17 protein-coding genes are annotated in these 23,276 nt (G+C 65.5%); 11 read left to right on the top strand and 6 right to left on the bottom strand.

The window, feature by feature from the left end:
- Positions 1-4 precede the first annotated feature (4 nt).
- The 10 genes from BG418_RS05060 (at position 5) to BG418_RS05015 (ending at position 8,384) form a co-directional block, all read left to right on the top strand.
- Positions 5-667, top strand: coding sequence for a TylF/MycF/NovP-related O-methyltransferase (locus BG418_RS05060; protein WP_188272460.1), 663 nt, complete (start codon positions 5-7; stop codon positions 665-667).
- A complete protein-coding gene (locus BG418_RS05055) occupies positions 664-1,596 on the top strand; it encodes an NAD(P)-dependent oxidoreductase (protein WP_188272459.1) in 933 nt (310 codons plus the stop codon). The genes BG418_RS05060 and BG418_RS05055 overlap by 4 nt, the downstream gene beginning before the upstream one ends.
- A gap of 38 nt (positions 1,597-1,634) precedes the next feature.
- Complete coding sequence (locus BG418_RS05050) at positions 1,635-2,471, top strand: hypothetical protein (protein ID WP_188272458.1); 837 nt, start codon at positions 1,635-1,637, stop codon at positions 2,469-2,471.
- 41 nt (positions 2,472-2,512) lie between these two features.
- Positions 2,513-4,390 (top strand): radical SAM protein, encoded by a 1,878-nt coding sequence (locus BG418_RS05045; RefSeq protein WP_188272457.1) that lies wholly within the window; start codon positions 2,513-2,515, stop codon positions 4,388-4,390.
- Entirely contained in the window at positions 4,390-5,106 is a 717-nt protein-coding gene (locus BG418_RS05040; protein WP_188272456.1) for a 2OG-Fe(II) oxygenase, read from the top strand. Before BG418_RS05045 ends, BG418_RS05040 begins: the two co-directional genes overlap by 1 nt.
- Before the next feature lie 100 nt (positions 5,107-5,206).
- Positions 5,207-5,368 (top strand): hypothetical protein, encoded by a 162-nt coding sequence (locus BG418_RS05035; RefSeq protein WP_188272455.1) that lies wholly within the window; start codon positions 5,207-5,209, stop codon positions 5,366-5,368.
- A gap of 66 nt (positions 5,369-5,434) precedes the next feature.
- Positions 5,435-6,343 (top strand): aKG-HExxH-type peptide beta-hydroxylase, encoded by a 909-nt coding sequence (locus BG418_RS40755; protein ID WP_188272454.1) that lies wholly within the window; start codon positions 5,435-5,437, stop codon positions 6,341-6,343.
- Positions 6,344-6,748: 405 nt separating this feature from the next.
- Positions 6,749-7,210: a very short patch repair endonuclease gene (locus tag BG418_RS05025; protein ID WP_223184365.1), complete on the top strand. Its 462-nt coding sequence runs from the start codon at positions 6,749-6,751 to the stop codon at positions 7,208-7,210.
- 12 nt (positions 7,211-7,222) lie between these two features.
- Positions 7,223-7,411 (top strand): AbrB/MazE/SpoVT family DNA-binding domain-containing protein, encoded by a 189-nt coding sequence (locus BG418_RS05020; RefSeq protein ID WP_188272453.1) that lies wholly within the window; start codon positions 7,223-7,225, stop codon positions 7,409-7,411.
- A gap of 115 nt (positions 7,412-7,526) precedes the next feature.
- A complete protein-coding gene (locus BG418_RS05015) occupies positions 7,527-8,384 on the top strand; it encodes an NgoMIV family type II restriction endonuclease (RefSeq protein WP_223184364.1) in 858 nt (285 codons plus the stop codon).
- Positions 8,385-8,395: 11 nt separating this feature from the next.
- Here the strand turns inward: BG418_RS05015 and BG418_RS05010 are convergent, their stop codons facing one another.
- Positions 8,396-9,373, bottom strand: a complete 978-nt coding sequence (locus BG418_RS05010; protein ID WP_188272452.1) for a NaeI family type II restriction endonuclease — start codon at positions 9,371-9,373, stop codon at positions 8,396-8,398.
- A gap of 129 nt (positions 9,374-9,502) precedes the next feature.
- Here BG418_RS05010 and BG418_RS05005 point away from each other — a divergent pair, with 129 nt between their 5' ends.
- On the top strand, positions 9,503-10,333 hold the full coding sequence (locus BG418_RS05005; RefSeq protein ID WP_188272451.1) for a hypothetical protein: 831 nt from the start codon (positions 9,503-9,505) through the stop codon (positions 10,331-10,333).
- Between the two features lie 83 nt (positions 10,334-10,416).
- Here BG418_RS05005 and BG418_RS05000 read toward each other — a convergent pair whose 3' ends face one another.
- The 5 genes from BG418_RS05000 to BG418_RS40750 form a co-directional block, all read right to left on the bottom strand.
- A complete protein-coding gene (locus BG418_RS05000; RefSeq protein WP_188272450.1) occupies positions 10,417-11,571 on the bottom strand; it encodes a DNA cytosine methyltransferase in 1,155 nt (384 codons plus the stop codon).
- A 201-nt stretch (positions 11,572-11,772) separates the two neighbouring features.
- Positions 11,773-13,515 (bottom strand): DUF1998 domain-containing protein, encoded by a 1,743-nt coding sequence (gene drmB / locus BG418_RS04995; RefSeq protein ID WP_223184363.1) that lies wholly within the window; start codon positions 13,513-13,515, stop codon positions 11,773-11,775.
- Positions 13,515-16,673 (bottom strand): helicase-related protein, encoded by a 3,159-nt coding sequence (locus BG418_RS04990; RefSeq protein ID WP_188272448.1) that lies wholly within the window; start codon positions 16,671-16,673, stop codon positions 13,515-13,517. The genes drmB and BG418_RS04990 overlap by 1 nt, the downstream gene beginning before the upstream one ends.
- Positions 16,670-18,535, bottom strand: coding sequence for a UvrD-helicase domain-containing protein (locus BG418_RS04985; protein ID WP_188272447.1), 1,866 nt, complete (start codon positions 18,533-18,535; stop codon positions 16,670-16,672). The genes BG418_RS04990 and BG418_RS04985 overlap by 4 nt, the downstream gene beginning before the upstream one ends.
- Complete coding sequence (locus BG418_RS40750) at positions 18,532-23,220, bottom strand: DEAD/DEAH box helicase family protein (RefSeq protein ID WP_188272446.1); 4,689 nt, start codon at positions 23,218-23,220, stop codon at positions 18,532-18,534. The genes BG418_RS04985 and BG418_RS40750 overlap by 4 nt, the downstream gene beginning before the upstream one ends.
- Positions 23,221-23,276 lie beyond the last annotated feature (56 nt).

The raw sequence follows: 23,276 nt of genomic DNA, 5'->3' as shown, positions 1-23,276 counted from the left end.
CCTCATGGAGCCTCAGCTCAAAGACCTCTACACATGGCTCCTGCGCGAGCACTCCGGAACCGTCTGTGCCGACCGGCTCCAGGTGATCGCCGAAGAACTCACGGCCCTGCACGCACGCCGTGTGCCCGGCGCCGTGGTCGAGATCGGCACATTCCGCGGGGCCACCGCCCTGTGGATGAGCGCGGTCCTCGACACTCTGGGCGACGAGGACCGCGAAATCCACGTCTACGACTCCTTCCAGGGTCTCCCCACCCCGAGCGACCACGACTCGGATCATCTACGCGGCGGCGATCTCGTCGCCTCACCCGGCGACGTCCGCGCCCTCCACAACACCTGGGGGAAGCGTCCGCCGGAGATCCATGCGGGCTGGTTCCACGAGATCCTGCCGCTCGCCTTGCCGAGAGAAATCGCCTTCGCCTACCTCGACGGGGATTTCTACGGGTCCACCCTGGCCGGCCTGGAGCACTGTGTGCCCCGGCTCGTCGTCGGAGCGGTGCTCCTGATCGACGACTACGCCGATACAGCCGTGAATCCGCGTGCGTGGGACGGGCTGCCAGGCGTCAAGCGGGCCTGCGACACCTACTTCGCGAGCCCCTCGCCCGTGACCGTCGTCATCGGTGACGGGGACCTGGCCTTCGGCCGCTATGAGCAGGCGGTGCTTCGGTGATCGACGTCCTGGTCCTGCGCGGGGCGGCGGACACCGTGATGCTCCGGGCCGCTGTTCCCGATGCCGTCATCCACGAAGCAGACGCCCTTCACGCGGGCGGCGCATATGCATCCGTCTCGGTTCTGGTGTTGCGCTCCGGGATCCGTCTCGGCGTACGGGAGTTGGACTGGCTTCCCCGGCTTCGGCATGTTGTCCGTACCGGATCCGGCACCGACAACATCGACCTCCTGGCCCTGGAGCAGCGGGGCGTGCAGCTGCACCGCAATGCTGCGGCAAGCGCTCCATCCCTGGCCGAGTGGGTGCTGACTGCTGCCCTGGCCCTTTCCCGCCGTCTCCTGCTTGGCCACAACGCCGTACTCCGTGGTGCCCACACCAAGGTTGCCTGCCTCGCGGCGCCGCTCGGGGAGATGAGGGTAGGCATCTGGGGTACCGGTCCCGTGGGACTGGCCACCAGACACGCTCTCGCTCCCCACACCGGGCGAATCACTTTCGCCCGGTGGCCTTCCAACCCAGCCGGTCTACCCGAGCTGCCCGCCGAGACCCTCGTCAAGGAGTGCCAGCTGCACGTCGTCGCTGTCCCACTACGCCCGGAGACGCGCGGGATCATCGACTCCGAATTCCTGGAACAGGCCGCGCGCGTCCGTCCGCATCTGGTGTGCGCCGGCCGCCTGGAGACTCTCGACGTGCCGGCCTGTCTTCGCGCACTGGCCGACGGCCACCTCTCCGGGCTTGCTGTCGACGGCGTGGAGCACGAGCACCTCCCATTGTTCCGGTCCTCACCGGATCCGCTGAACCTGCTTATCACCCCGCACATCGGAGCGCAGCGCGCAGATGTGCGCCGGCGTTTGGACCAGTGGGCTGCAGATCTCCTACAGCACCTCTTCCATCCCCCCAAACCGACGACGGTCGCGGTCGGTGGTCTGCGGTGAACCTCTCGGTACAGAGCCGCCGCAGGATCGCCGCCTCCGTGGCTCAGGAGCTACTCGGTTCCGGCGCGGCGAAGAAGGTGTGGCTGGAGGGCGCCCTGGCTCATGGCTTCGCCCACGCCACCAGTGACGTCGACCTGCGCGGCATCGTGCCCGGCTCGCGGCCACCTGCCTGGGAATCCCGGATCGTCGACGGCATCCGCGTCGACCTCCACACCTCCTCCCCGGAGGAGATCGCCGAACTGCGCGCCCTGCTCGATACCTTCGAGGTGCGCAGAGACGATCTGACCGTTTTCCGCCGCGTCCGCTCAGCCATGGCCGACCTGCGGAATCTACGCACCGCCCTCTCATACGACTCAGGGGTCTGGCAACCGCTCCTGACGCCTGCCGAGCGCGAGGGCTACCGCCGCTGGGCAGTGGCCGACCAGACCGAAGTCGCCGCCAGCCTCGCCGAAGACCTGATCGGATTGCTGATCGACCGCCTGGAACTGCCGGTCGAAGTAACCGCCAGGAAGTTGGAGTTGTGCCTGCTGGCGCTGGACGGCGCGGCAGCCGGCCATCCCGTTCTCGGCGACAAGTGGCTGCCGCTCCTCGGACCGACCTCTGCCACCGAGCGGGCGCTCGGCACGCTCGCCCCCAGTACCCACGGCTGGCTCTGGTTCCGCCCGGTCCAACGCCGCGTCACACAGGCACTCCTGTCCTGCTGGCCCGTCCACGAACGCCCGGGAACCGCCCCCGCCATCGGTGACCCGGCTGCGGGATGGCTGCCCCAGCGGTACGCCGACGGCTGGTTCCTACGCCGCGGCGACCAGAAGATCCCTGTCACCGCACAGAGCCTGATCGCCTGGTACTCCGCGCTCGGCCCAGTAGGGGCATAGCCCCTTCCCTTCCCACCCCATCGCCGCCTTGGAGGCACGCGATGCCCAACTCCACCGCATCCACCCCCGCCGCGGAAGCGCTCTACGCGCCGCTGGAGGCCACCGGCCCGGACACTGCCGTCTCGGTCATCCTGAAACTACGAGGCGAGACCTGCAACATCGACTGCCTGTACTGCTACGAGAAACGCAAGGAGGCTCCAGGCGGAGCACGGATTGACGCGGATCAGGTCCACCGCCTGGGGCAGCTCTTCGCCGACCGTCCGGTCTGCGTCGAACTGCACGGCGGCGAGCCGCTCACGGTCGGCCGGGAACGCATGGCCGAGATCCTCGACGCCCTCGCCGCGCAGCCGAACGTCATCAAGGTGTCCATCCAGACCAACGGCCTGCTGTTGGACGATGCGTGGCTCGACCTGTTCAACGCACACTACCCCGACCTTCAATTCGGCATCTCGCTGGACGGCGACGGCCTGGGCAACTCCTGGCGCGTGGACTACGACGGCCAGCCCACCCATCCCCGCGTGGTCGAGGCCCTTCGGCTCCTGGGCCGACGGAACCGGCAGACCGGAATCATCTGCGCGGTCACTCCATACGTACTCGCACGCGCCGGAGAGGTCATCGATCACCTTGCCGGTTTCGAGGCGGTGACCACCATCAGTCTGGTCCCGTGCTTCGACACCGCGGTCACCACTCCCACCCGCTCCACGAGCGTCCGCGGCCTGCCCAGCCGGGAGTTGCAGCGCCAGGCGGTCGGTCCGAACGGCCCGGCCTGGGCCATCACCCCGGCGCAGTACGCGGACTTCGTCCTGAAGGCCGCCGCCCACTGGATTACCTCGGGCACATTCCGCACAGTCAAGCTGGAACCGATCGTCTCGGTCATCCGCCGACTCAAGGGACTTCAGACCACCTCCTGCCACTTCTCTGAACTCAAATGCAGCCACGTCTTCACCCTGTACCCCGATGACCGGATCGGCAGCTGCGACGAACTCCCGTGGCCCGAGGCCAAACTGTCCACACTCCCCGAGGTCGCGGGGGAGCCTGGGCTCGTAGATGCCCAGCGGCGCCTTCCGCTGCTCCAGCAGTCCCGCACCCTGGTCGCCGCATGTGTCGCCTGCGACTACCGGGACACGTGCAGCGCAGGCTGCCTCGCCGTACGCCTTCGCTTCGCCGAGGCCGGGGACGACGACGCGTACTGCGCCCACCGCATGAGGCTGATCGACGGCGTGGCCACCCTGCTCGCTCAGCCCGAGCATCCTGCCGGGATGTGGTGCACTCGCTGGCGGTGGCGCCCCCGCCACCCGAACTCCATGCACGACGTGGCGGCGTTCCTGGGCCGATGGGACGACCCGGCTGCTCCTCGCCCTCCGGCGCGCCTGCGCCTCAGTCCCCACGGCAACATCAACACCCTCGGACTTCCCGGTATCCATGAAGCCGACGACCTCGACCCCCGTCACCCCCAGTGGCACAAAGGCATCGAGCCACGCGTCCGTCCGGTGGTCGATGCGCTCACCCAAAACTGGTCGGCGATCACGTACGACAGCTGCGGCGGCCACGCGTACGACGACCTCCCGAACACCGAGCCCCGGTTTCTGGGCATCGGCATCCTGCCTCGTACGCGCATCGAATACGCGCGCCTCGCCGCCCGGCTGTGCCATGCCGCCGCGCTCACCGAGAGCGCCATGCCACCCTCCTGCGTCCTGCAACTCCGCCGTGGCGAGCTGTCTTGCCGAACCACGGGCCAGACCCACCCCGTGCTCGACCTTCAGCTCACCCCCGCCCCGGGCTCCGGTTCTGCGGCATATTTCCGCGACCTCGATCAAGCCGCGCAGCGCCTCGCCGAGGTGCTGACCGCAACGGAGGCGTCACCTTCCGCCCGATGCCCCTGCGCCCAGGCCCAGGCTGGTCAGGAGGACGCTGCCTGATGATTCACATATCCGAGACCCTGGGCATCCACACCGTCGAGGACTTCCTCAGCACGTACGAGATGCAAGAACTGGCCCGCCTGATGGACCAGCCCTCTTCCGAACTCGGCCGCAGCCATTTCGGCACGGACCGTCGCTCCACCATCCACGAGATCCCCGGGCACACCGCTGCTCAGGCTCAGGCGGTATACGAGCCCGTCGGCCGCATCGAAATGGCAGACATCCCCAGCGAGGCCACCGGCCTGCTCGACAACGCCCTCCGCGCCGCACTCCCAAAGATCACTCGGGCCCTGCCGTCCGTGACAGGACATCGCCCGTGGATCTACCTCGAGTACGGCCCCGGACAGCACGTCACCCCACATGCCGACGGCATCGCACCCGACCCCCTCATTAGCCCCCGCCAAGTCGCCGCCGCCACCGTCACTCTCGACACCACGTACACCGGAGGGGCCTTCTACGTAGAGACCACTGGCAGCGACAGCGCCTGGACCCTGGACCGCACCACCGCCGTCGTGGGCTACGCACCCGGAATGTGCTTCATCCACGACGGCACGGACTTGTCATCGTCGTGGTTCCGCAGCATGACGCGCACCCGATGGACCACCACCCCGGCACCCGGCACACTCACGCTCTTCGGAAGCCAGCTCATCCACGGCACCGAGCCCGTCCGCGCAGGGCGCGTCCGCAAGTTCCTCACCCTGCTGATCGCGGAATGAGCCACCAGCCATGCAGCCGATCCGAGCACCGCCGACCACCCCAACCGCCCACACGCACCAACAGCTCAAGCCAAGCCCAGCACTCCCAAGGAGAAGAACAATGACCACCGGCCAGCCCTTCGAGGAGTTCCTCGAAGCCGTCGAGACCCTGCGCGACAACGAACCAGTCCGCATGACCGCGCACACCTCCAACGCAGCCACCGAGACATGGCGCTCCCCGGCCCCCACCACTACCGACCCAGACGCGACCCCCCAGCCCTGATCACCCGAGTCCGGGGCCGGGCAGGCGTGCCCAGCCCCGGGCCCACCAGCCCAGAAGGACTCCGCCGTGACCACGCTAACGACCGAAGACCTCTTCACTCTGCCTGGCCTCGCAGCACACCGCCAGCGCCAAACCGAACGCATCGCGTCCGTTCTCGGCGGGCCACTCCCCGCCACTGCATACGGCTACGCCCTGGCCCACCACCTGCTCGAAGGCGCCGAACAGGCCGCCCGAGCCAAGGACGCCGACCGACTGACCTGGTACCGCAGCGCCGCCTCACGCTGCTTCCAGCACCCCACGGACGGCTCCCACCTGCTCCTCGCCCCGCCTCCGGAAGACCGCCTCCGCTCGGACATCTCCGACACCGAGTACTACCTGATCGCTCCCGATGCCCCGCCAGTACCCGCCCACACCCGCGACCTCGTACACACGGCAACTGCCTCCGCCACCCAGCTCGGCTTCGGCCCACTGCTCACCGACCACGCGCCGATCGTCTGCCTACTCGACGGACGTGGCTTGGATGAACCACTCCACAGCTGGGCCCTGACCCGTCTCCCCGGAACCGTCTTCACCGACTACACCGGCCACCCCGAAATCCTCGCCCGCGACCTCATCCACGAAGCCGCCCACAACTGGCTCAACGACGCCCTCACCCTCCATGGCATCCACCTCCCGGACGGCGTCACCTTCTACTCTCCGTGGCGCGGCACCCGCCGCCCGGTCTACGGCTTCCTCCATGCCTGCTGGGCCTTCTCCCTGACCATCCTCTACAGCCAAGCCGCCGTCACAACGACCGACGATCCGGTGAAAGCATTCCTCAACGCCTACCTGCACCAGCAGCGAACCCATCTCGCCGCGGCCAGTCTGTACCTGGATAAGGCATGCCACTTCCTTTCCCACAGCGCGCTTCATGACCGCCTGCGCGACGCCGTCGGCCGAGCTCAGCACGCGCTCGGAGTCCTGTCTTCCGCATGAGCCCACGCCACCGCTCTCCCCGATTGAGTCATCAAGCGATCGTTCTTGACGATTGGCCTGATGAACCCGGTACAGGTCAGTGATGTCCGCTGCTGCACCCGGTCGTCTCCGGGGGGGGAGCAATCGCGCACACGGCCGGTCCCCAGGTCGCCCAGAGGGAATGAGCACCCCAGGTGACCGCCGTGCCGGCAGGTGCAGCGATCCCCGATTCGTACGGCGGAACCCAGCGACGTCGTCCCGTCCTGAGGGGAGCGGCTCGGCCTCTGGCACGGGCGATGGCCTTCGCGCCCGCCCGGTAGAGTCGACTTGCTTCGCATGAGGCGTCAGGGACGCCAGCTGCAGAGGGAGTTCGACAGCCAACTGCGATCACCAGTCGCAGTGGCATACTCCTGTGTGAGGGATCACATGACCGACAACACCCACCGTGAAATTCCGCCGGTGTCTTGGGCTTCCACTCCCGGTACCCGACGGAGCATGCAGTCCAACAAAGGGCGCGACACCAAGCCCGAACTCGCCCTGCGGCACGCGGTCCATGCCCTGGGCCTACGTTATCGAGTCGCCTACCGGCCGATCCCGTCAGTCAGACGGACCGCTGATCTAGTGTTCACCAAAGCACGATTGGCCGTGTTCCTCGATGGCTGTTTCTGGCACGGGTGTCCCAGCCATCACACGGTCTCCAAGACCAACGCCGACTACTGGTCGGCCAAGGTCGAGACGAACCGCAAACGTGATCGACAGACCGACCGGCTCCTTGAAGAAGCCGGATGGACAGTCCTGCGCATCTGGGAACACGAGGATCCGACCGCGGCCGCTGCTCGCGTACGAGACCTGTACAGGGGGCGTCTGAAGGCAACCGCCGATGAGTGACAGAATCTGTCCATGATTCGCGAACCCGCCGAGATCACGATCGACGACTCCGGACGTGTCGAACTCCCCCTCGGCCTTCTGGCCGAGGCCGGGTTGTCGCCGGGAAGCGACCTCGTAGCCTTCAGCGACGGCGACGGCAAGATCGTGCTCCGGCGCGCCGAGGACGCCGTGCGCAACCTCCTGGAACGTGGGCACATGTAACAGCGACATCGACTGAACCGGCTGCACCGCCATGGGACGCAGCCACCGGTTCTTCGACCGGCGATTTCACAACGTCGGACACCGACGGACGGCCTCCACGACAAGGGGACAGGACATGCCAGCGCCATTCGTGGTCGATCTCTGTGGATTTCGAGACGGGCGTCCCACAACAAGCGACGCCTCCGCTCCGATCTCCGTCGAGCTCGGGCGTGTGTTCTTCGAGAAGCTCGGCGTGCCTCTGGAGAAGGAAGCCGTCAAGAACGTCGACAAGGTGTGGGCGAAGGCCATGGTCGCAGATCTCTCCGCACAGTTGGCGTCCGTTGCACCTCACTTGGCCATCGAACCTGAACAGAGCTTGGAAGACTTCGAACAGTATGCACATCTGAAGGCAGCTCGCGATCTGGCGGCGGATGATGCCTCCCTCGAAGTGGATCACGCCCTTCAGCGCCTCGCATCAGACTCGGACATGTCGGTCGACACGCGAGAACTGCTTCAAGATCTGCAGGGCGCGATGCACGACCTGGACATACGGCGCCGTTCCCTGGTGGATCTCTTGTGGGATGAATCGCCTCTCAGACTCGACGTCGCGGCGCATCGCACGCTTAACCTCCATGGCGACGCCGAGGTGACGCATCTCGTTGCCGGCTTTTCCCTGAAGTGGTCGCTCCGAACGGATCGGCTACAGGACCCCCGGACGCAGGGGGCCAAGATGGCGGCCATGCGACGGGGACGGATGCCCCATTTCGCCGCCGTCACGATGGAACCCCGCCCTTACATGTTGGGACGTCTGGGGATGGGACTCGGAGACCTCGACTGTGTCTACCACCTGCACCTTCCGGCGCTGACCGCGTCGGTGGACGAGGTCCTCGCCGAGCGACGGTACCGGAAGCAGCGCGAGACGTTTCACCGGATGATCGACCAACGGCGGCTGCGGGACTACGACGAACTCGTCGGCTACCTCGCCACGCTGTAGGGCTCCCGCGATCAGTACTCGTCGGGCGCAGCGGGCACGTCGCCGTTCTGAGCGATGACGTATCTGGTTCCTTGAACGTCGACGCCTGGGCGAAGGCCGCCTGGCGGCTCGATGGCGAGTCGGACCGCCACCCACGTCCCCTTCGCGGGCACCGGAAGACCGAGCTCACGCGCGATCCGAGGATGGTCGTTCTGATGGCCGAGAACGACGATGCCCTCGGGACGCAGGAGCTTGCGCGCGTCCCGTACCCGCTTGGGCCCGTCGTCCTGACTGGCGACGGTCAGCGCCGTGTTGCGATCGATGATCCGACCTTGGGCACGGCGTAGCAGCTCGTTGATTCGCAGCTGGCCTCCGTTGCCGCTCCCGCGGTATCCGTCGGAAGCATGGAAGATCGCTTCCCTGTCTGCGACGGGTATGTCGAGCAGAACGTTGACGGGCAGGGCCCCCTCGGCTTTGGGGATCAGCCAGCGGATCGCGCTCTTTCCCGCGGAGGAGATCGCCCGTTTACCGTCTCCGTTGGGTTTCAGCGTCAGCACCTCGTCTGTGATGCGCACGAGCCCGACCTGGAAGGCTGAACGATAGTCGTCAGCGGACATCAGCAGACACAGATGCCCCATGGCTTCGCGTGGAATGGTCCACGTGGCACCGCTGGTCCACTTCGCGTCGACGTCATGACCGGCGATTCGGTAGTCCATGGGGCCACCCCGCCCGAGGTCGAACGCACTCCGGACGATGATCTCCACCTTTGTGCCCAAATAGGTCTTTTCAGTCTTTTCGAGTTCGTTTATATCGAAACGGCCCGTTCGCTGGCCATCGAGCACCTCGTCGATCGACTGCCTCAGCGCCTCACCGAATCGCTCGACGACTCGTGGCTGACCTTGAAACCACCCGGCGACCGCCGCTAGGTCGAGATCCTCCTCGGCGGCGGCATCGAGAGAAGCGGGAGCGTCTTCCGCGAATCGATCGAAGGAGTTCGAGGCGCTGATCATCGCCCTACCGTAGTCGACTCGTAGGCCCTCGAAGAAGAGGAATTGGCATGCCATCGTCAGTGCCGATCGATACCGTGCCTCTAGTTTGGCGCTTCCACATCTACAAGAACTAGAAGGGAGTTGGCCCAGGTGACGAGGCCGACGACGCAGACTACGTCCGGAGACGTGTTGAGGCTGTTCAACACGACGCCCGCAGCCGACATGGAGTACGAATCGTGGACCTCGAATCCCAGGTACCGGGACCGGGTCGTACCTCACGTGTTGAGCCATCGCACCGAGGTGATCTACCGGCTGACCCCCCGCGACATCGACGAGGTGTGTCGGGACACGTCACGCATCAGGGGCGGGCATGCCTTGGGCGACATTCGCAAGAGCGAGGGGACACGGATCCCCGAGGTGAACGACTGGAACCCTCCGTTCGCCTTCAGTCATGTGTTCCACCACGTCGTCGAATCCCTCGGCCGCGTGCCGACGTGGATCGAGTTCGTCCTCTTCATCAATCGGGATCCGATCGGCCGAGCGATGCTCGGCGACGAACAGGCGAGACTCATCGATGAGTTGGCGCCTCACAGAGGAGGGCGAGACGCCGTCGAGAGCGCGATCCAGTGGCGTTTAGGAAACGCCTACTACTCGTTCCTACGCGAGCTGCACGTACTGGCGAATCTGCGAGCGACCGGCGTGGACGCCTGCACGCATCCACTCGCAGACGCGCTCTTCCGGGTCGACGCCTGGTACGGATCGACGGTTCTCGTGCTCTACATCGGCAACGACGAGTACCGCAACGGCGCCGCGGGACGGAAAAAGCAGGCCCAGCGGATTCTGGGCGGTGCGCTTCGCCCCTTCGCCTTCGAGTCCGTGAATCTGCCCACCTCTCACGAGTTCGGCAAAGTGCACCTGCCGAGCCTGTCGGCGATCGAGGCTGTCGCCGAGCGGATGCTGAGCAGCACCGTGAGTTCCTGATCGCTCGCCGCCGGATCCCACCGCTGCCGGACTGTTCGCTCCACCGAGCGGGGTCGCGCAGTCCGACAGCACCCGCCTCTGACTCAGCGGACGGTTCGGGATGTCCGCTCCGCAGCACGGGGTGAAGGGACCGACTTCATCAGGTAGGGCTTGAGGTGCTCGGCGATCGCTTGTGCCAGAACCGGCGGCACCGCGTTACCGATCTGCCGCGCGATCTCGATCTTCGTCCCGCACCAGACGAACCCGTCGGGGAACGTCTGCAAGCGCGCCGCCTCACGGTGCGTGATCGGACGATTCACTCGCTTCCCGGAGTGATCGGCATCCCACTGAGGGTGAAGATACTGCCCCTTCTCGGGCTTGTAGAACTCGGTACGGATGGTCAGCGAGGGGTGATCCCAACGCATTCGTCCCATCACGTCCGTCGTCCCCGTCTTCTTCTCACGCCAGCAGCGTGAAAGCAGATGGTCAGGGAGATTGAAGCGGCCGCCGCCGGGCGGGATGTGATCGTAGCGCTCCAGCGACCGAGCTGTGGGGTTCCGCCCGATGTGTAGATCGGTGCTCTTGAAGGGCCCCGGGACGCTCTTCCCGAAGTAGGTCTCGGTCGCCTTCGGCAATTCGGTGGTCTCGGGCTTCTCCGGCAGCCCATCGATGGCATCGCGCACCGTCCGCCACCGCTGCTTCCCCAGGAGCCCGGTCGGCTCGAAGCCCGGCTCCGGCATGGGAATCTTTCCGATGCGCGAACCGATGATGATGGTGCGCTTCCGGCGCTGCGGGGCGCCGTAGTCAGCCGCCAGCAACAGCTCGTCGGTGAGTTCGTACTCCTCCAGAAGTCCCCCGGGCTTGACCTCTTCCTTGAGGAGGGCGAAGTCCGGCGAGCTACGGAACCTGTCGACGTTCTCGATCACGAACACCTTCGGGTGCGCATGCTGAACGAACCGGATGTATTCCTTCCACAGCTTGTTGCGGGGGTCGTTCACATCGCGCGCGCCAAGATTGGAGAAGCCCTGACACGGCGGCCCGCCGATGATCACGTCAGCTTCCGGGATGTCCTCGTCCGCCACCTCCGCGATGTCGCCCCAGCGCATATGGGACTCTCCGAAGTTCGCCGCGTACGTCGCGGCGGCGGCCAGCTCCCACTCGACCGCCATCACGGGCTTGTAGCCCTTGGCGGCGACGAAGCCAGCCGTCATTCCGCCACAGCCGGCGAACAGGTCGATCAAGGTGATGGGTCGGGACATGCTGGATAGATTAGACGGTGCTTGTGACAAACGTGGGTTCGCCTGGTGTTTTCCCACCCAGTGACCTCCCGCATCGCCGGTGGCGCGTCACTCCCAGGAGGCTCGGCCTCATCACCCGGCAGGCACGGAGCCTTCCTCAAAAGACCCGTGGATCGTGCTCGGCGAGGCGCCTCGCCGAGCACGATCAGAGACCCAGCGGCATCAGCTGATCTTGAAGAACCCCAGATCCGGGGTGTCCGGCGTGCCGATGAGCAGTCCGCGATCAAGCAGAGTGTTGTACTCCTCACAACTCGTCTCCGGGAGGAGCACACACGCGTGACACGCAGCGAGGTTCAGGCTGTCGACGCCACTGGCAGTGGCCTCGATGCACAGCGGATCGGCTGAGCACCAGGCGGCACGTTCGAGTGCGCGCCTGATCGACGAGAACAGGCGATCGGGTTCCGTCTGGGCGACGATGCCGCCCAGACTCCCGGCGGAGTCGCTTGTCGCGGTGTAGAGCAGCATCCCGGCCATCGAGTCGGCCGCGTAGAGCCGCTCCCGGAGCGCCGCGGCGGGATAGCCGCAGTCGAGACTCCATTCGTTGATGATCGCGTGGGCGAGGGTGTGGAGCAGAACGAACCGAGGAGTGATCTCGCGGTCCGCCTCGCCGACCGTCGGCGCGAACAGGTCGCGGTACGCGGCGTCGATGACAGCGGCGCGTGCTCGAACCACGTCCCGCTGCTCCCACTCGACAAGGCGTAGCTGGTCGATGGTGAGAAAAACGCCTTCGCCGATGACCTCGATGGCGGGTAGCCAGTCGGGGCGACTCTCCGCGTTGTAGAGCGGCGCGCCGCGCTTGGCCCGGTCGGCCGGGCTGGGCGCCGAGACCCTGGTGAACGCCTGGAGTACTCGAACCTCGCGCAGGCGCTCGACGCGCATCACCTGCCCCAGCGCCAGATCTGGAGCCAACGAGCCCTCCGGCCCCGGGACGCAGACGAAGGACTGGTTCCGACCGTCTTCCCGAGTCGTCCTGGTGAGGGCTTCGTACTCCTCGAGCTTACGGTCGAACGCGGAATCCTGGTCCAGACCCTCCTCAGTGCGCCTTCGCTTTTCGACCGCTCGGACGAGATCGTCGATGCTGTGTCCCGTCTTGGCGCTGAGCCCCATGTCCTCGATCAGGTCCCGCAGGTGGCGCGCCTTGCCGAGAGCCTGCCAATGGCGGGCAATCAGCTTCTGCACGCCCTGTGACCACGGAGGGATGTCGATCGCCGAGGCCACATCGGAGAACCAGACTCCTGAAGCGCCACGCTGCATGGCGCGCGGCTGCTCGTCGCAGTCTGATTCCCTGACGTCCTTCCCCAACCACGGCATACGACCCGTGCAGGTCGCGACACCCCTCAGCGCAGAGCCGCCCAGGGCGCCTTCCATAGTCACCTTCTTGCCGCAGGCACACGAGATTTCGATGTCGCGTAGGGCCGCGCTGCGGCCCGACGCTTCGATCCTCATCTGCCCACAACGACCAGCAGGGGGCGAGCCCGCGTGTACCCAGCGGTAGTACGGAAACTCGTCGATATGCCCCTTGCCGCAGGCCATGACGAATCGTGACGGGACCAGTTCACGATCATCGTGTTCCTTGCATGTGGGAGCTCCTGTGGTGTTGCCCCAACGCCAGAACTCCGCGAGTACGCCCGACTCCGGGCAGGAGTGCCACACAGGGAAGCGCACGACAGGGACGTCGCCCCGACGCTCGCTCTCAGAAGCCGGTGGAAGTCGGAAGCCGTTGACACGCAGGTCCCGTTCGAGCCGCGGCTCGTGAATGAACACGTTGTCGGCCTCCGCCCGGTCGGGCCAGTGATCGATGCCGGCGACCATGAACGACTGACTACCGACGGCGACAAGGGAACCGACTCCGTACGTCGTGATCATCTGAGCGCGACGTACCCCGCCCAGGGCCTTACCCGTCATCAGATGTCCCTCGCGAGGTAGAACTTCGTCTCCACATCGACATCGCGCAGACTCCACAGGGTCGGCAGGGTGTCGGCGATCTCGTCGTCGGTCTCGTCATGGCGCCCTGCATCGATGAGCAGAGCCCGCCCGGGATTACGCGGATCGGAGTACACCAGTTCCGGTTCCGTAGCGGCTCGCACGACCCAGTCGGCGATGATCTCATCGATCTGCCGACGGGCTGCTTTGTACTCGTTCTCGCCCGCGATGGCCTTCACCCTGCCCAACACCTTCTCGCACTCCGTGCGCAGTCGAGGCTCGAACGACTCGATGTGGGCTGCGGCGTCATTGGGGCGCGCAGCGGGAACCAGAAGGCGCGCCAGCCCTACGACCACGGCGTGCAATCCGCGGTCGCGCGCCCTGGCCGAGAACGGGGTCACGCTGGTGGCCTCGACTTGCCGGTACAACGCGGAGTGGTAGGCGGTGAAGTTCTCGTAGTGAGACCGGTCACGGGAACGCGCCCCGTTGAAGAGCGTCACCACCAACCCCGGCCACTTCCTGCCGACCCGGCTGGTGGCCTGGATGTACTCCGACGTCGCTTGAGGTTGCCCCATGACGACCATGAGCCCGAGTCGGTCGATGTCCACTCCCACAGAGACCATGTTGGTGGCGAGGATGACATCGATCGCGTTGGGGAGCGACCAGGCCATTTCTTGCAGACGGTGTGGGATGGCGCTCGACGGCTCACGGCTGGTCAGCTCGATGTCCTGGAGAATCTGACGTTTCTCGGAGCCGAGAGTCTTGGCGAGCAGTCGGAGACGGTCTTCGACGTCGTCGTGCACCTGGAGTCTGGCACCGGCCAACAGGCGAAGACTGTTGAAATATCCGAGCAGGGTCCAGTAGGCGTCACGGACCTCGTCGGCGCCCTCGATCGATTTGGCGTGGTGCAGCAAGGCGGCATATACACGCACGAGAAGGCTCGTCTGGCTGGTGGCCGGAGCCATCAGCCCCATGTATGTCCGGCTGGACTTGTCCGCGGGCGGAGTCTCGACCGCGAAGTACGAGTCCCGCGCGTCCAGGCCAGGCGGCGGAAACTGCTTGATGGTGCGGTCGAAGAGCGCTCGCCCCTGGGTACCGGCCCGGCGAATGGTCGCGGTCGACGCGACGATCTTCGGGCGCTCCGCAGCGAGATCTACGGCGCTCTCGTACAGACCGGCAAGAGTTCCCAACGGGCCGGAGATCAGGTGCAGTTCATCCTGGATTACGAGTTCGGGAGCGGGCTCGGGGTGGCCCAGATTGAAAAGCTCGCCAACGTTCGGCCGCCACGGGATGCTCGCGAACTTGTCCGCAGTCGCGATGACCAGGGTGGGACGCTCGGCATAGATGGTCTCGTCGACCAGGTGCACCGGAAGCCCCTCACCGAAGGTGCATTCGGAACTGCCACAGGCTACGGTCAAACGCTCCTTGCCGACCTTGTAGTTGCGGTGGTCCATAGCTCTGCCACACCACGGGCAAGTACGAATCTGTACCGGGTCCTTCTCGGTGAGATCCTCCTTCCTGGCGTGCTTCCGCAGGGATTTCCGGGCATCTTCCAACTTGTTCGGGGTGGAAGCCTGGCCCACCCACATACCGATGGAGATCTCACTGCTGCCGCGGCGGTCCTGATCCCGACGACGCAGATCTTCCATACAACAAATGAGCAGAGCCGCACGTTCGAACTGCTGTGAGGTGAGGAGGCGCAGCGTGTAGCGCATCAGAACGGTGACGCCGCCACCGTCATCACTCCGACTCCGCAATCGACGTAGAAAGACCGCGAACGCGATCAGTCCCAGATACGCCTCGGTCTTGCCGCCACCGGTGGGAAACCATAGAACGTCGGCGAGCTCTCGCTCAGGCGAGGACTTGTCCGCGATTCCGGTCATCGCCAGGAGGACGAAGGCGATCTGGAATGGGCGCCAGACTCCAACCTGCTCGTCGGGGCAGGCCGATCGCTCGTTCGGCGGATTCCTCAACCACTCGGTACGGGCCCGCTGCATCGACATGGCTTGGTTTGCCAGCTGGAACGCCTCCATGATCACGGGATCGTGGAGTGTCTCGATGCCTCTACTCATGCGGGCACAGACGTCGTCGCAGAGGGACAGGTGCTGTTCAGCGGTGGCTTGGAGCCCCCCGGCCGCCAGGGTCGTCGCCTCCTTCCGCTGGTCAGCGACCCAGTCGCGATAACCCTCTACGAGAGCGCGAAGCGAGGCGATCACCTGGCTTGGAGGGGTGGTAGCCAGGTGCAGCATTCCAAGTTTCGCAGTGTTGATGTCGGGATTCGAATCAGACAGCCATAGCTCGTAGGTGGGGGCGAAGGTCGTCCCGATGCGATGAGCTCGAACCTCGTCGTCCGGCCCCGTGCCGCCGACGGTGCCGTCCCATTCGACCGCACAACCGTGGCCGGTGGCGAATGCAGGCTTGTGGCGGTAGAGCAGTCGATACGAGGCGAGCTCCTCGTCGCCGTCCACGCTGCCGGGTGCCACTCGCTCCACGAAGGGGGCGGTACCGTCCGTCCCGACGACGGTCAGCCTGGACTGGAAGAAGGATGCCTCATCCCGACTCCCGCCTCGGGAGGTGTTCGAGTTTATGAGGATGACGGTGACGGAAGCGATGCCGTGGGAGTCACGGGGACGGACACGCAGGAACAGCTCCAGCCCGTCAGCAAGGCGCAGCCGCTCTTCTGGTCGAGGTTGGGAGACGTCGACTGTCTCAAGCGGAATGGGCACGGGAACACGTCGCCATAGTTCCCTCCCTCCGCCAGTCGTGCGACGGGTACGCACGTCGGAGGTCTCTTCGGCGACGTAGCGTGCGGCTGTCGCCGTGAGGTGGATCGTCGAGCTGGTCCTGGTGTCCACAGAGAACGTCATGCCCATGGACGACGGATAACGGACGTTCGCCATCGCCACCGCCGGATCGGGCACTGCATCGAACGTGGGGCGCCTGCCCTCCACGTCCTCATCAAGGGCGGATGACTCCTCGACCGAAGCCGTGTTCTGCGGAAAGAGGATGCCCGCTGCGTATTTCGTGATCGGTCGGTCGTGGATCTCTTCCGTCGATGAAGGATCAGCAGGCCCGATCAGGTCCTGTTGCAACCGACCGACCAGTTCGTCGCGAAAGACGTAGTGCTGCTCGGGGTTCATGCCGACTGTCCCTTCTTGGGCCAGACGAACCTGCCCATTCCCACCAGCCTAGGGCGAAGCCATACGCCGAAAGGCCCCAATTCGTTGTTCAGCGACGCCGCTTCGCTGCCGACGACCGTCTCGACGCAGTCGACTCGCAAGTCCTCAATGCGCTCGGGCCATTCATGATTCCCGCCGACCTCACTGCGCAGCGCCCGAGCGAACGACTCCGAGGTGACCCCGACAGCGACGCCTTCGTGTTCCACCACATATCCGGGGTGTCCAGTGCCGTATGGGGCGTCCATCCGGGTCAGAGTGACGGCAGCAGCCGGCGCCACTGCGGAGGCGAGATACCCCTGGACAGTGCGCGGGGACTCGGCGAAACCGACAGCACCTGCAGGATCTTCGGCGTGCACGTCATCACCGGTGATCTCCATCCCGTAGCGGCGGCTGCGAAACTGCCGTTGCGACCCGGGATGGCGTTTGACCCATCGGTCGATCCCCGGGTTCTTGCGCAACCCCTTCGTCAGTTCCAGGGGCAATGTAAGCCGCAGCAGCAGGTCCCGCGGACGAGACATCGCCACGTAGAGCAGGCGCGTCTCCTCCGCCAGCTGCACCGGGTCGCCGGGCGCTTCGCCGGGGTCGATGACGATGACGTTGTCGAACTCCAGCCCCTTGGCGCGATGGATGGTGGAGACGACGAGGGTGGCCAGCCCCTGCGAGACGAGCTCGTCGGGGATTCGACGCTGGGCGATCCGCGAAGCCACCGCACCGAGATCCAGGGAATGACGGTTGTTGCGGTTCCCGTCCATGCGTTTGACCAGGAGCCATGCCTGTTGTGGTTCTGTCGTCTCCCCCTTGAGCGCAGATTCCAGGTAGCTCACGACCGCCTCTTTGGACGGCCTGGCGATGTCGAAGGCGGTGAACAAGCCTGCCACCCAGGCGGGCACGACGCGGTCCAGCCCCGGCCTCTGGAGCCGATGTCCGACACCGTGCTCATACAGATGCACGGAGAGACGGAGTGCCTCACCGTTGGTCCGGCACAGAATGGCGGTGGGCGCGGCGGCGAGATCCGCGATGACGGGCAGCGCGTCGTCGAGTGCGCCCAAATGGCAGTCTGGGGCCAGCAGGCACGTACGCAAGCCCCGATGCACGGCCGCGAAGTCGGCGTCCGTGCGACCGAGGGCGACGCCGTAGGGGCGGGCGACCTCGGCTCTGTCGTCTCGAACACGCCGGTTGCGCGACAGAGCCGCTTCGATCAGGTTCTCGCCGAACCGGTCTCGGACCCAGCCGTATAACGCGGCTGCGCCTTGGATCCGCTCCACGGGATCTTCCAGCAGAAACCCGTAGATACCCTGCGCGGGGTCACCGAGCAGGGTGAAACCGCCTCGTCCAAGTTCCAGAAGCGCTTTGACGAATTCAGCGCGTTCGCCGACCAGGTCCTGAACCTCGTCGACGACGATGTGCTCCAGGTCTTCGATCAAGCCGGCTGCGTTCTCGTCACTACGAAGGAGGCGAGTGGCCGCGCGGATCCGCCCGTCGTACCCGGCTGTCCGCCAAGAGCCGTCGGGATCAGCCTCGGAGAGGATCCATGTGGCGTACGAGTCGAAGGTGTGAACGTCGACATATCGACTGCCATCGCCCACTCGGGAAAGACGTTCATGGACCTCCCGCACTGCTGCACGCGAGTAGCTGAGGACGAGAATGTCCGCGGCGCTTACGTCTTCCTCCTCGACGAGGAAGGCCAAGCGGCGGACGAGGCATAGGGTCTTGCCCGTCCCTGCGCCGGCGGTGACCAGCGTGCGGGCGTCCAGGCCCAGCTCGACCACGTGCTTCTGCTCGTCGGAAAGAATCACTTCGGCAGTTTCGCCGGTATCGGTCACTGCGTCTTCCATAGATACTCGAAACGGCGAAAGGCCAGCTCCTCGCCATACTTGTCGATATTGTCCGCCACGTTGACGATGAGGCACTCCTTTTTGCCGCCGTTCGCCTCACCACGCAAGCCCCGGCCGATCATCTGCTGGTAGACGTTCGGGCTGTACGTGGGGCGGGCGACGATGACGGCCCGGGTCGCCGGAGCATCGAACCCCTGTGACAGGACTCCGTAGTTGGCGAGCACCTGGATCTGTCCCTTGCGGAACTGGTCGATCACGTGACGTCGCACACCGATGTCCGTGCCACCGGAGACCGCGGCGGCCCGGACACCTCTGCGCACGAGCAGGGCCGCCATCAACTTGGCATGGTTCACCGAAGTCGCGAAGAGCAACACAGGCCAGTCGGCAGGCAGATCGGTGATGGTGTCAAGTAGCGTCTGGTTGCGCTTCTGGTCTTGACCGAGGCGTTCCTCGACGCTGCTGGGGAGCCGCCGAAGCTGCTCGAAATTCTCCCGCTCTGAAGCGTCGAGTTCCATACGAGCGCCCTCGAGCTGCTGGTGCCTGACCCACGCCAGAACCTCGAGGTTCTGAAGAGTGAGATAGGGGTCGTCGCCCAGGATCTCCGTGCCGTCGGCGGAGTGGTCGAGCCGGTTGTGTCCGTAGCGACCCACCAAGCGGTCCGTCTCCTCCGTGCTGTTGCCGCGGAAGGGAGTGGCGGTGAGCCCTATGAACGGGCAGCGGGTTCGGTGCGGTGTCAGTCCCAGGGCCGCGAGTACCCGCGTATACCGGGGGCTGAGCGAGGTGTGCGCCTCGTCGACCACGACGGCCCGAGCCTCACGCAGCCAGGCGTAGTCCTCGGTCTCGATAACCCTTTCGAGCTTGGCGTCGGTGGCGACGACGAGGTGGAATCCTTCGGTCACCGGATCTGCCTCGTTGCGATTCCAGAGTCGACTGATGGTGAGGCGCTTGGCAGGACCAGTGGCCTTCCATACGAAGTGCCAGCTCTGAACGGCTTGTTCGCAGAGCTCCTCGCTTTGAGCGATCCACAACACCGGGGTGGACTCCCGATCGGAGGGGAGATTACGAAGGGTCTCCGTCAGCGCCTCCACCGCCACTCGAGTCTTACCGGCCCCGGTGGGCAGACTCAGCATGCCGCGCTGCGGAGGAGAGCTGGCCAGGACATCGCGCATGCGACCGACCATCTCCGCCTGGTAGTCGTGAAGAGGTGGGAGGTCGACTAGCCCCTCAACTGTGAGAACCGGTTCCAGTGCCGGTGTGCCGAAGCCTGCGAACTCGGACGCGAAGCCGAGATCGGAGACGAAGGTCCGGGCCTGATGGCCGCCTGCCATCTGAGTGGGGAGGGCGAATCCGGCTGCCTCGAGCTCCAAACGGTACTCACTGAGCGTGCCCGGACCGTGGACCGAGATCGCCAACTCGGCGATCGTGCGGTCGTCGGCCTTTCCCTCGGTCTTCTCCACATGTTCGACGAGCCCTTGTGGGAGTCGTTCCCTCAACGTTTCGGCGGGCAGCATGACCTTGAGTCGGTCCGCGTCATCCTTCTGGTTCCGAACGGTGACGACTCGTCCGCTCTTGCGGATCTCCTCGCGATGCTTGAGCACCTGCCGGCAGCGTTCTTCGCTCAGCCCCAGACCCAGCAACCTGCTCAGCTGCCGCACCAGAGCGAGGTCGTCGTCGATCTCCCGCCAGTAGACGGCCGTACCGTCCCGACCGATGTCCAAAGACTGCACGGATTGCCCGGCCGGGGTGGAGATCAACTCATCCAGCTCGGTGCAACGCACGAGCTCAAGCCCTTGCATCGGCCGCCCTGGCAGGAAGCGGAGTTGAGGAAAGACATCCTCCAAAGGAGTCGGCATACCAGTGGGGACGGCCCGAAGCTCCGTGATGAGCGCGTCGACGAAGGCGTTCAGCCCCCAACCCTCCACCAGCCGAGCCGCAGCCTCTTCACTCGGAGCGAGTACCGCAGGGACGTCGTGGTCGAACAATCGCTGGTACTGCTCACGATCGGCCGCGGCAGCGACGTCGCCCGCAGGACGATGGGTCCATCCTCGGCGCGTGCGGCACCTGATCTTCGCAGGGGCCGACAGAACCGTCTGCCCCAACGCGTACAGTCCCCCGACTCTCGTATCGTCCTCGCTGTGCAGTACATCGTCGAGGATGCTCATCCACAGCTCTCCGCTGATCTCCTCCAGCTCCCCGGGAAGGCACAGCACGGCGGCGAGTCCGGCATCCACCTCCGCGACAGGAAGCAGGTTTCGGTACTGTGAAAGGGCGGGGCTTACACACTCGGTCACCGAGCGCACGCCTTGGGAGGTGGGCAGCCTTCCATGTCGCTTGGCCATCCACACCAACGGGGACTCGATGCTGAGCTGACGGTCACCAGGACGTGTCCTGGCGTGCACGGTCCAGGACGCCACCATCCCTGCGGAGGGAATGGACTTGAGGAATCGCGCCTGGGCACCCGGGCTGAGTCGGGTCAAGAGCTCCAAAGGCCCCGGCGGCTGGGGGCCGGCCACGACGATGCTCTGCTCGCGAGGCGTGCTGACGCCCGGAGGAAGCTGTTTGTAGTACGCCTCGATCATCTTCGCTCGGTATTCGGCATACCAGGGCTCACGATTGGGATCCACTGCGGCCTTCGGGCCATCGGTCGCCCCGAGCAGGCCGAGCAACCCGATGTCGGCCTGGTGGAAGTCGAGGTCGACGGCGACGTCACGGTCTTCCGAACCCCCCGATGACACGACGTCACCGGGCAGCAGGCAGGAGCGGAGCAGCCGGAATCCACCGGATCGAACCCTCACTTTGAGGACGTGGGTATTCACCCTCTGCTCCGCAAGCAGCTGCTCGACTCGATCGGCGCCGGGAGCCCGCGCCAGCAGCCAGAACCTCTCCCAGTCCTCGTCTCGGTAACCGCCGAAGCCCTGTTTGGTCAACGCGGCGAATCGACCGAGAGCGTCAGCTTCGCGGATCCCGAGGACTGTCAGAGCCCAGTCGGCGTCCTGGTTCGCTTCCAGGTCGGCATCCACGAACCGTAGATCTCCGGAAGAGAGGTCCAACGGCGTCCGGCGAAAGACGGTGTCTGCGATCGGCGCCACGAACTCGCCAGATTCGGTCCGTAGGATGCGTGCCCGGCATGCCTCCTCGGAATGGACGCTCTGGCGCTGCACCATGTCGGCCACGATGGACAAGGCCACGGTGGATGCCGCTGCAGTGCCGTCACCGACCAACGCCTCAAGCCAGGCTCGGACGGTCGTCGGCCCCCGCCCGGCCCGCTCGAGGATCATCTCCGCCCGCGAGCGCCGAGTGGTCTCCTCGACCGAGTGGTGACACCAGTCCGCAGGGCGTCCCGGATACTCGGCCCACTGACGGAGCCACTTCTTGTCCAGGCGCTCCGGGTGCAGTTTGAGTTCGGCAGGCTTGCGCAGGGCGCCCGTCTGATCGGGCAATGACGGCCGGGTGGCAGCTGCCTTGTAGACCAACGTGGTCAGCATGTCGTCGGCCCAGTTGCGCGCCTCTCGGCCACGAGCCGTGATCAGCGTGAGGTGACGCGCCGGGTCCTGCGGTGTCGATATGGCGGGGAGAGCGCCAACGACCAGGGATGCCGCGACCTCCATGAGTTCCTCGTTGAAGGAGTTGTTCTTCAGAAGGTTCTGACGGTCTTCGTTGGTCTTCCACGGCGCGTTGAGAACTCCTCGCAGCGTCGTTTCGTACGTCGTCGGAAAGAAGGCCCAGAACTCGCCCGTTCCCTGCTGACCGCTAGTGGGGACCGCCCAGGCGAGTGGGATCCGAGAGCGATCGTGATACTCGCCGGCATCGCGTTTAGCACGCGCGGTGGGGACGTGAAGGGTCTCGAAGACCATCCACTCGGACGTCTGATGATGACCGTCTTCGTCGGTGAAGAGCGTTCGTGTCGCGCCCTGCTCCTTGACGTAGATCTCGCGGCGAACGACGCTGTCCGGATCCCGTCGATCTTCGAGGATCAGTTCGCCGACATGCGGGGAGAAAATCGCGAACTTCGCGGGAAACTCTACGAGGTCCCTGGCCAAGCGATCCGCGTGACCTGGCTTGAGAGGCAACTTGATCACGGTCGTCGCCCAGCGCATCAACTCCGCCAAGACGGGATCCCGCCGCTGCTCTGCGACGGGGTCCAGAAGATGGGCGAGACGCAAGACAGGCGTCGGCCCGTCACCCGGAACCCGCTGGCGGATGGCGTCGCTCGCCCGGTCCGTGTCCCAGCCGAACGAACCGCTACGGCTGAAGAACTGCGGGGTGGCGGAGACACTCAGGACGGACTTGAAGCCGAGGCCGAAACGGCCGATCTCCGTACCCCGTTTCCTCGACAGATGCGAGGCCAGGATTGTCTCCACCCCTTCGGCGGTGACAGCTGTCCCAAGGTTGGCACAGTACAGAGCGCCCTGGCCGAGCACGACCTGGATACCACCCCCGGGTTCGTTCTGAAGTTCATCAGCCCCGTTCTGCACCATTTCGTAGAGCTGCCGATGTCCATACCCGCCCTGAGTCGTCGAGCGTTCGATGTTCGAGTGCTCTTCGATGAGGCTCGGATTCTCCACGTACGCCCGCAGGCAGCGAGCCGACTGCTCGAGCACGACCTGGGACACGAGACTCTCCGCCCCGTCCCAGCCGGACTCCCCCTCCACCGAAGCACTGGCGGCTGCCACGGTGCACCCCTCCCTCGTTCGGATACTCAATAGCCGATTCCGACTCGACCATATGG

The organism is Streptomyces sp. CBMA152, from assembly GCF_014596475.1.
Classification (GTDB): Bacteria; Actinomycetota; Actinomycetes; order Streptomycetales; family Streptomycetaceae; genus Streptomyces.
The sequence above is the reverse complement of the archived record's forward strand: the minus strand, read 5'-3'. Positions and strand labels throughout refer to the sequence as shown.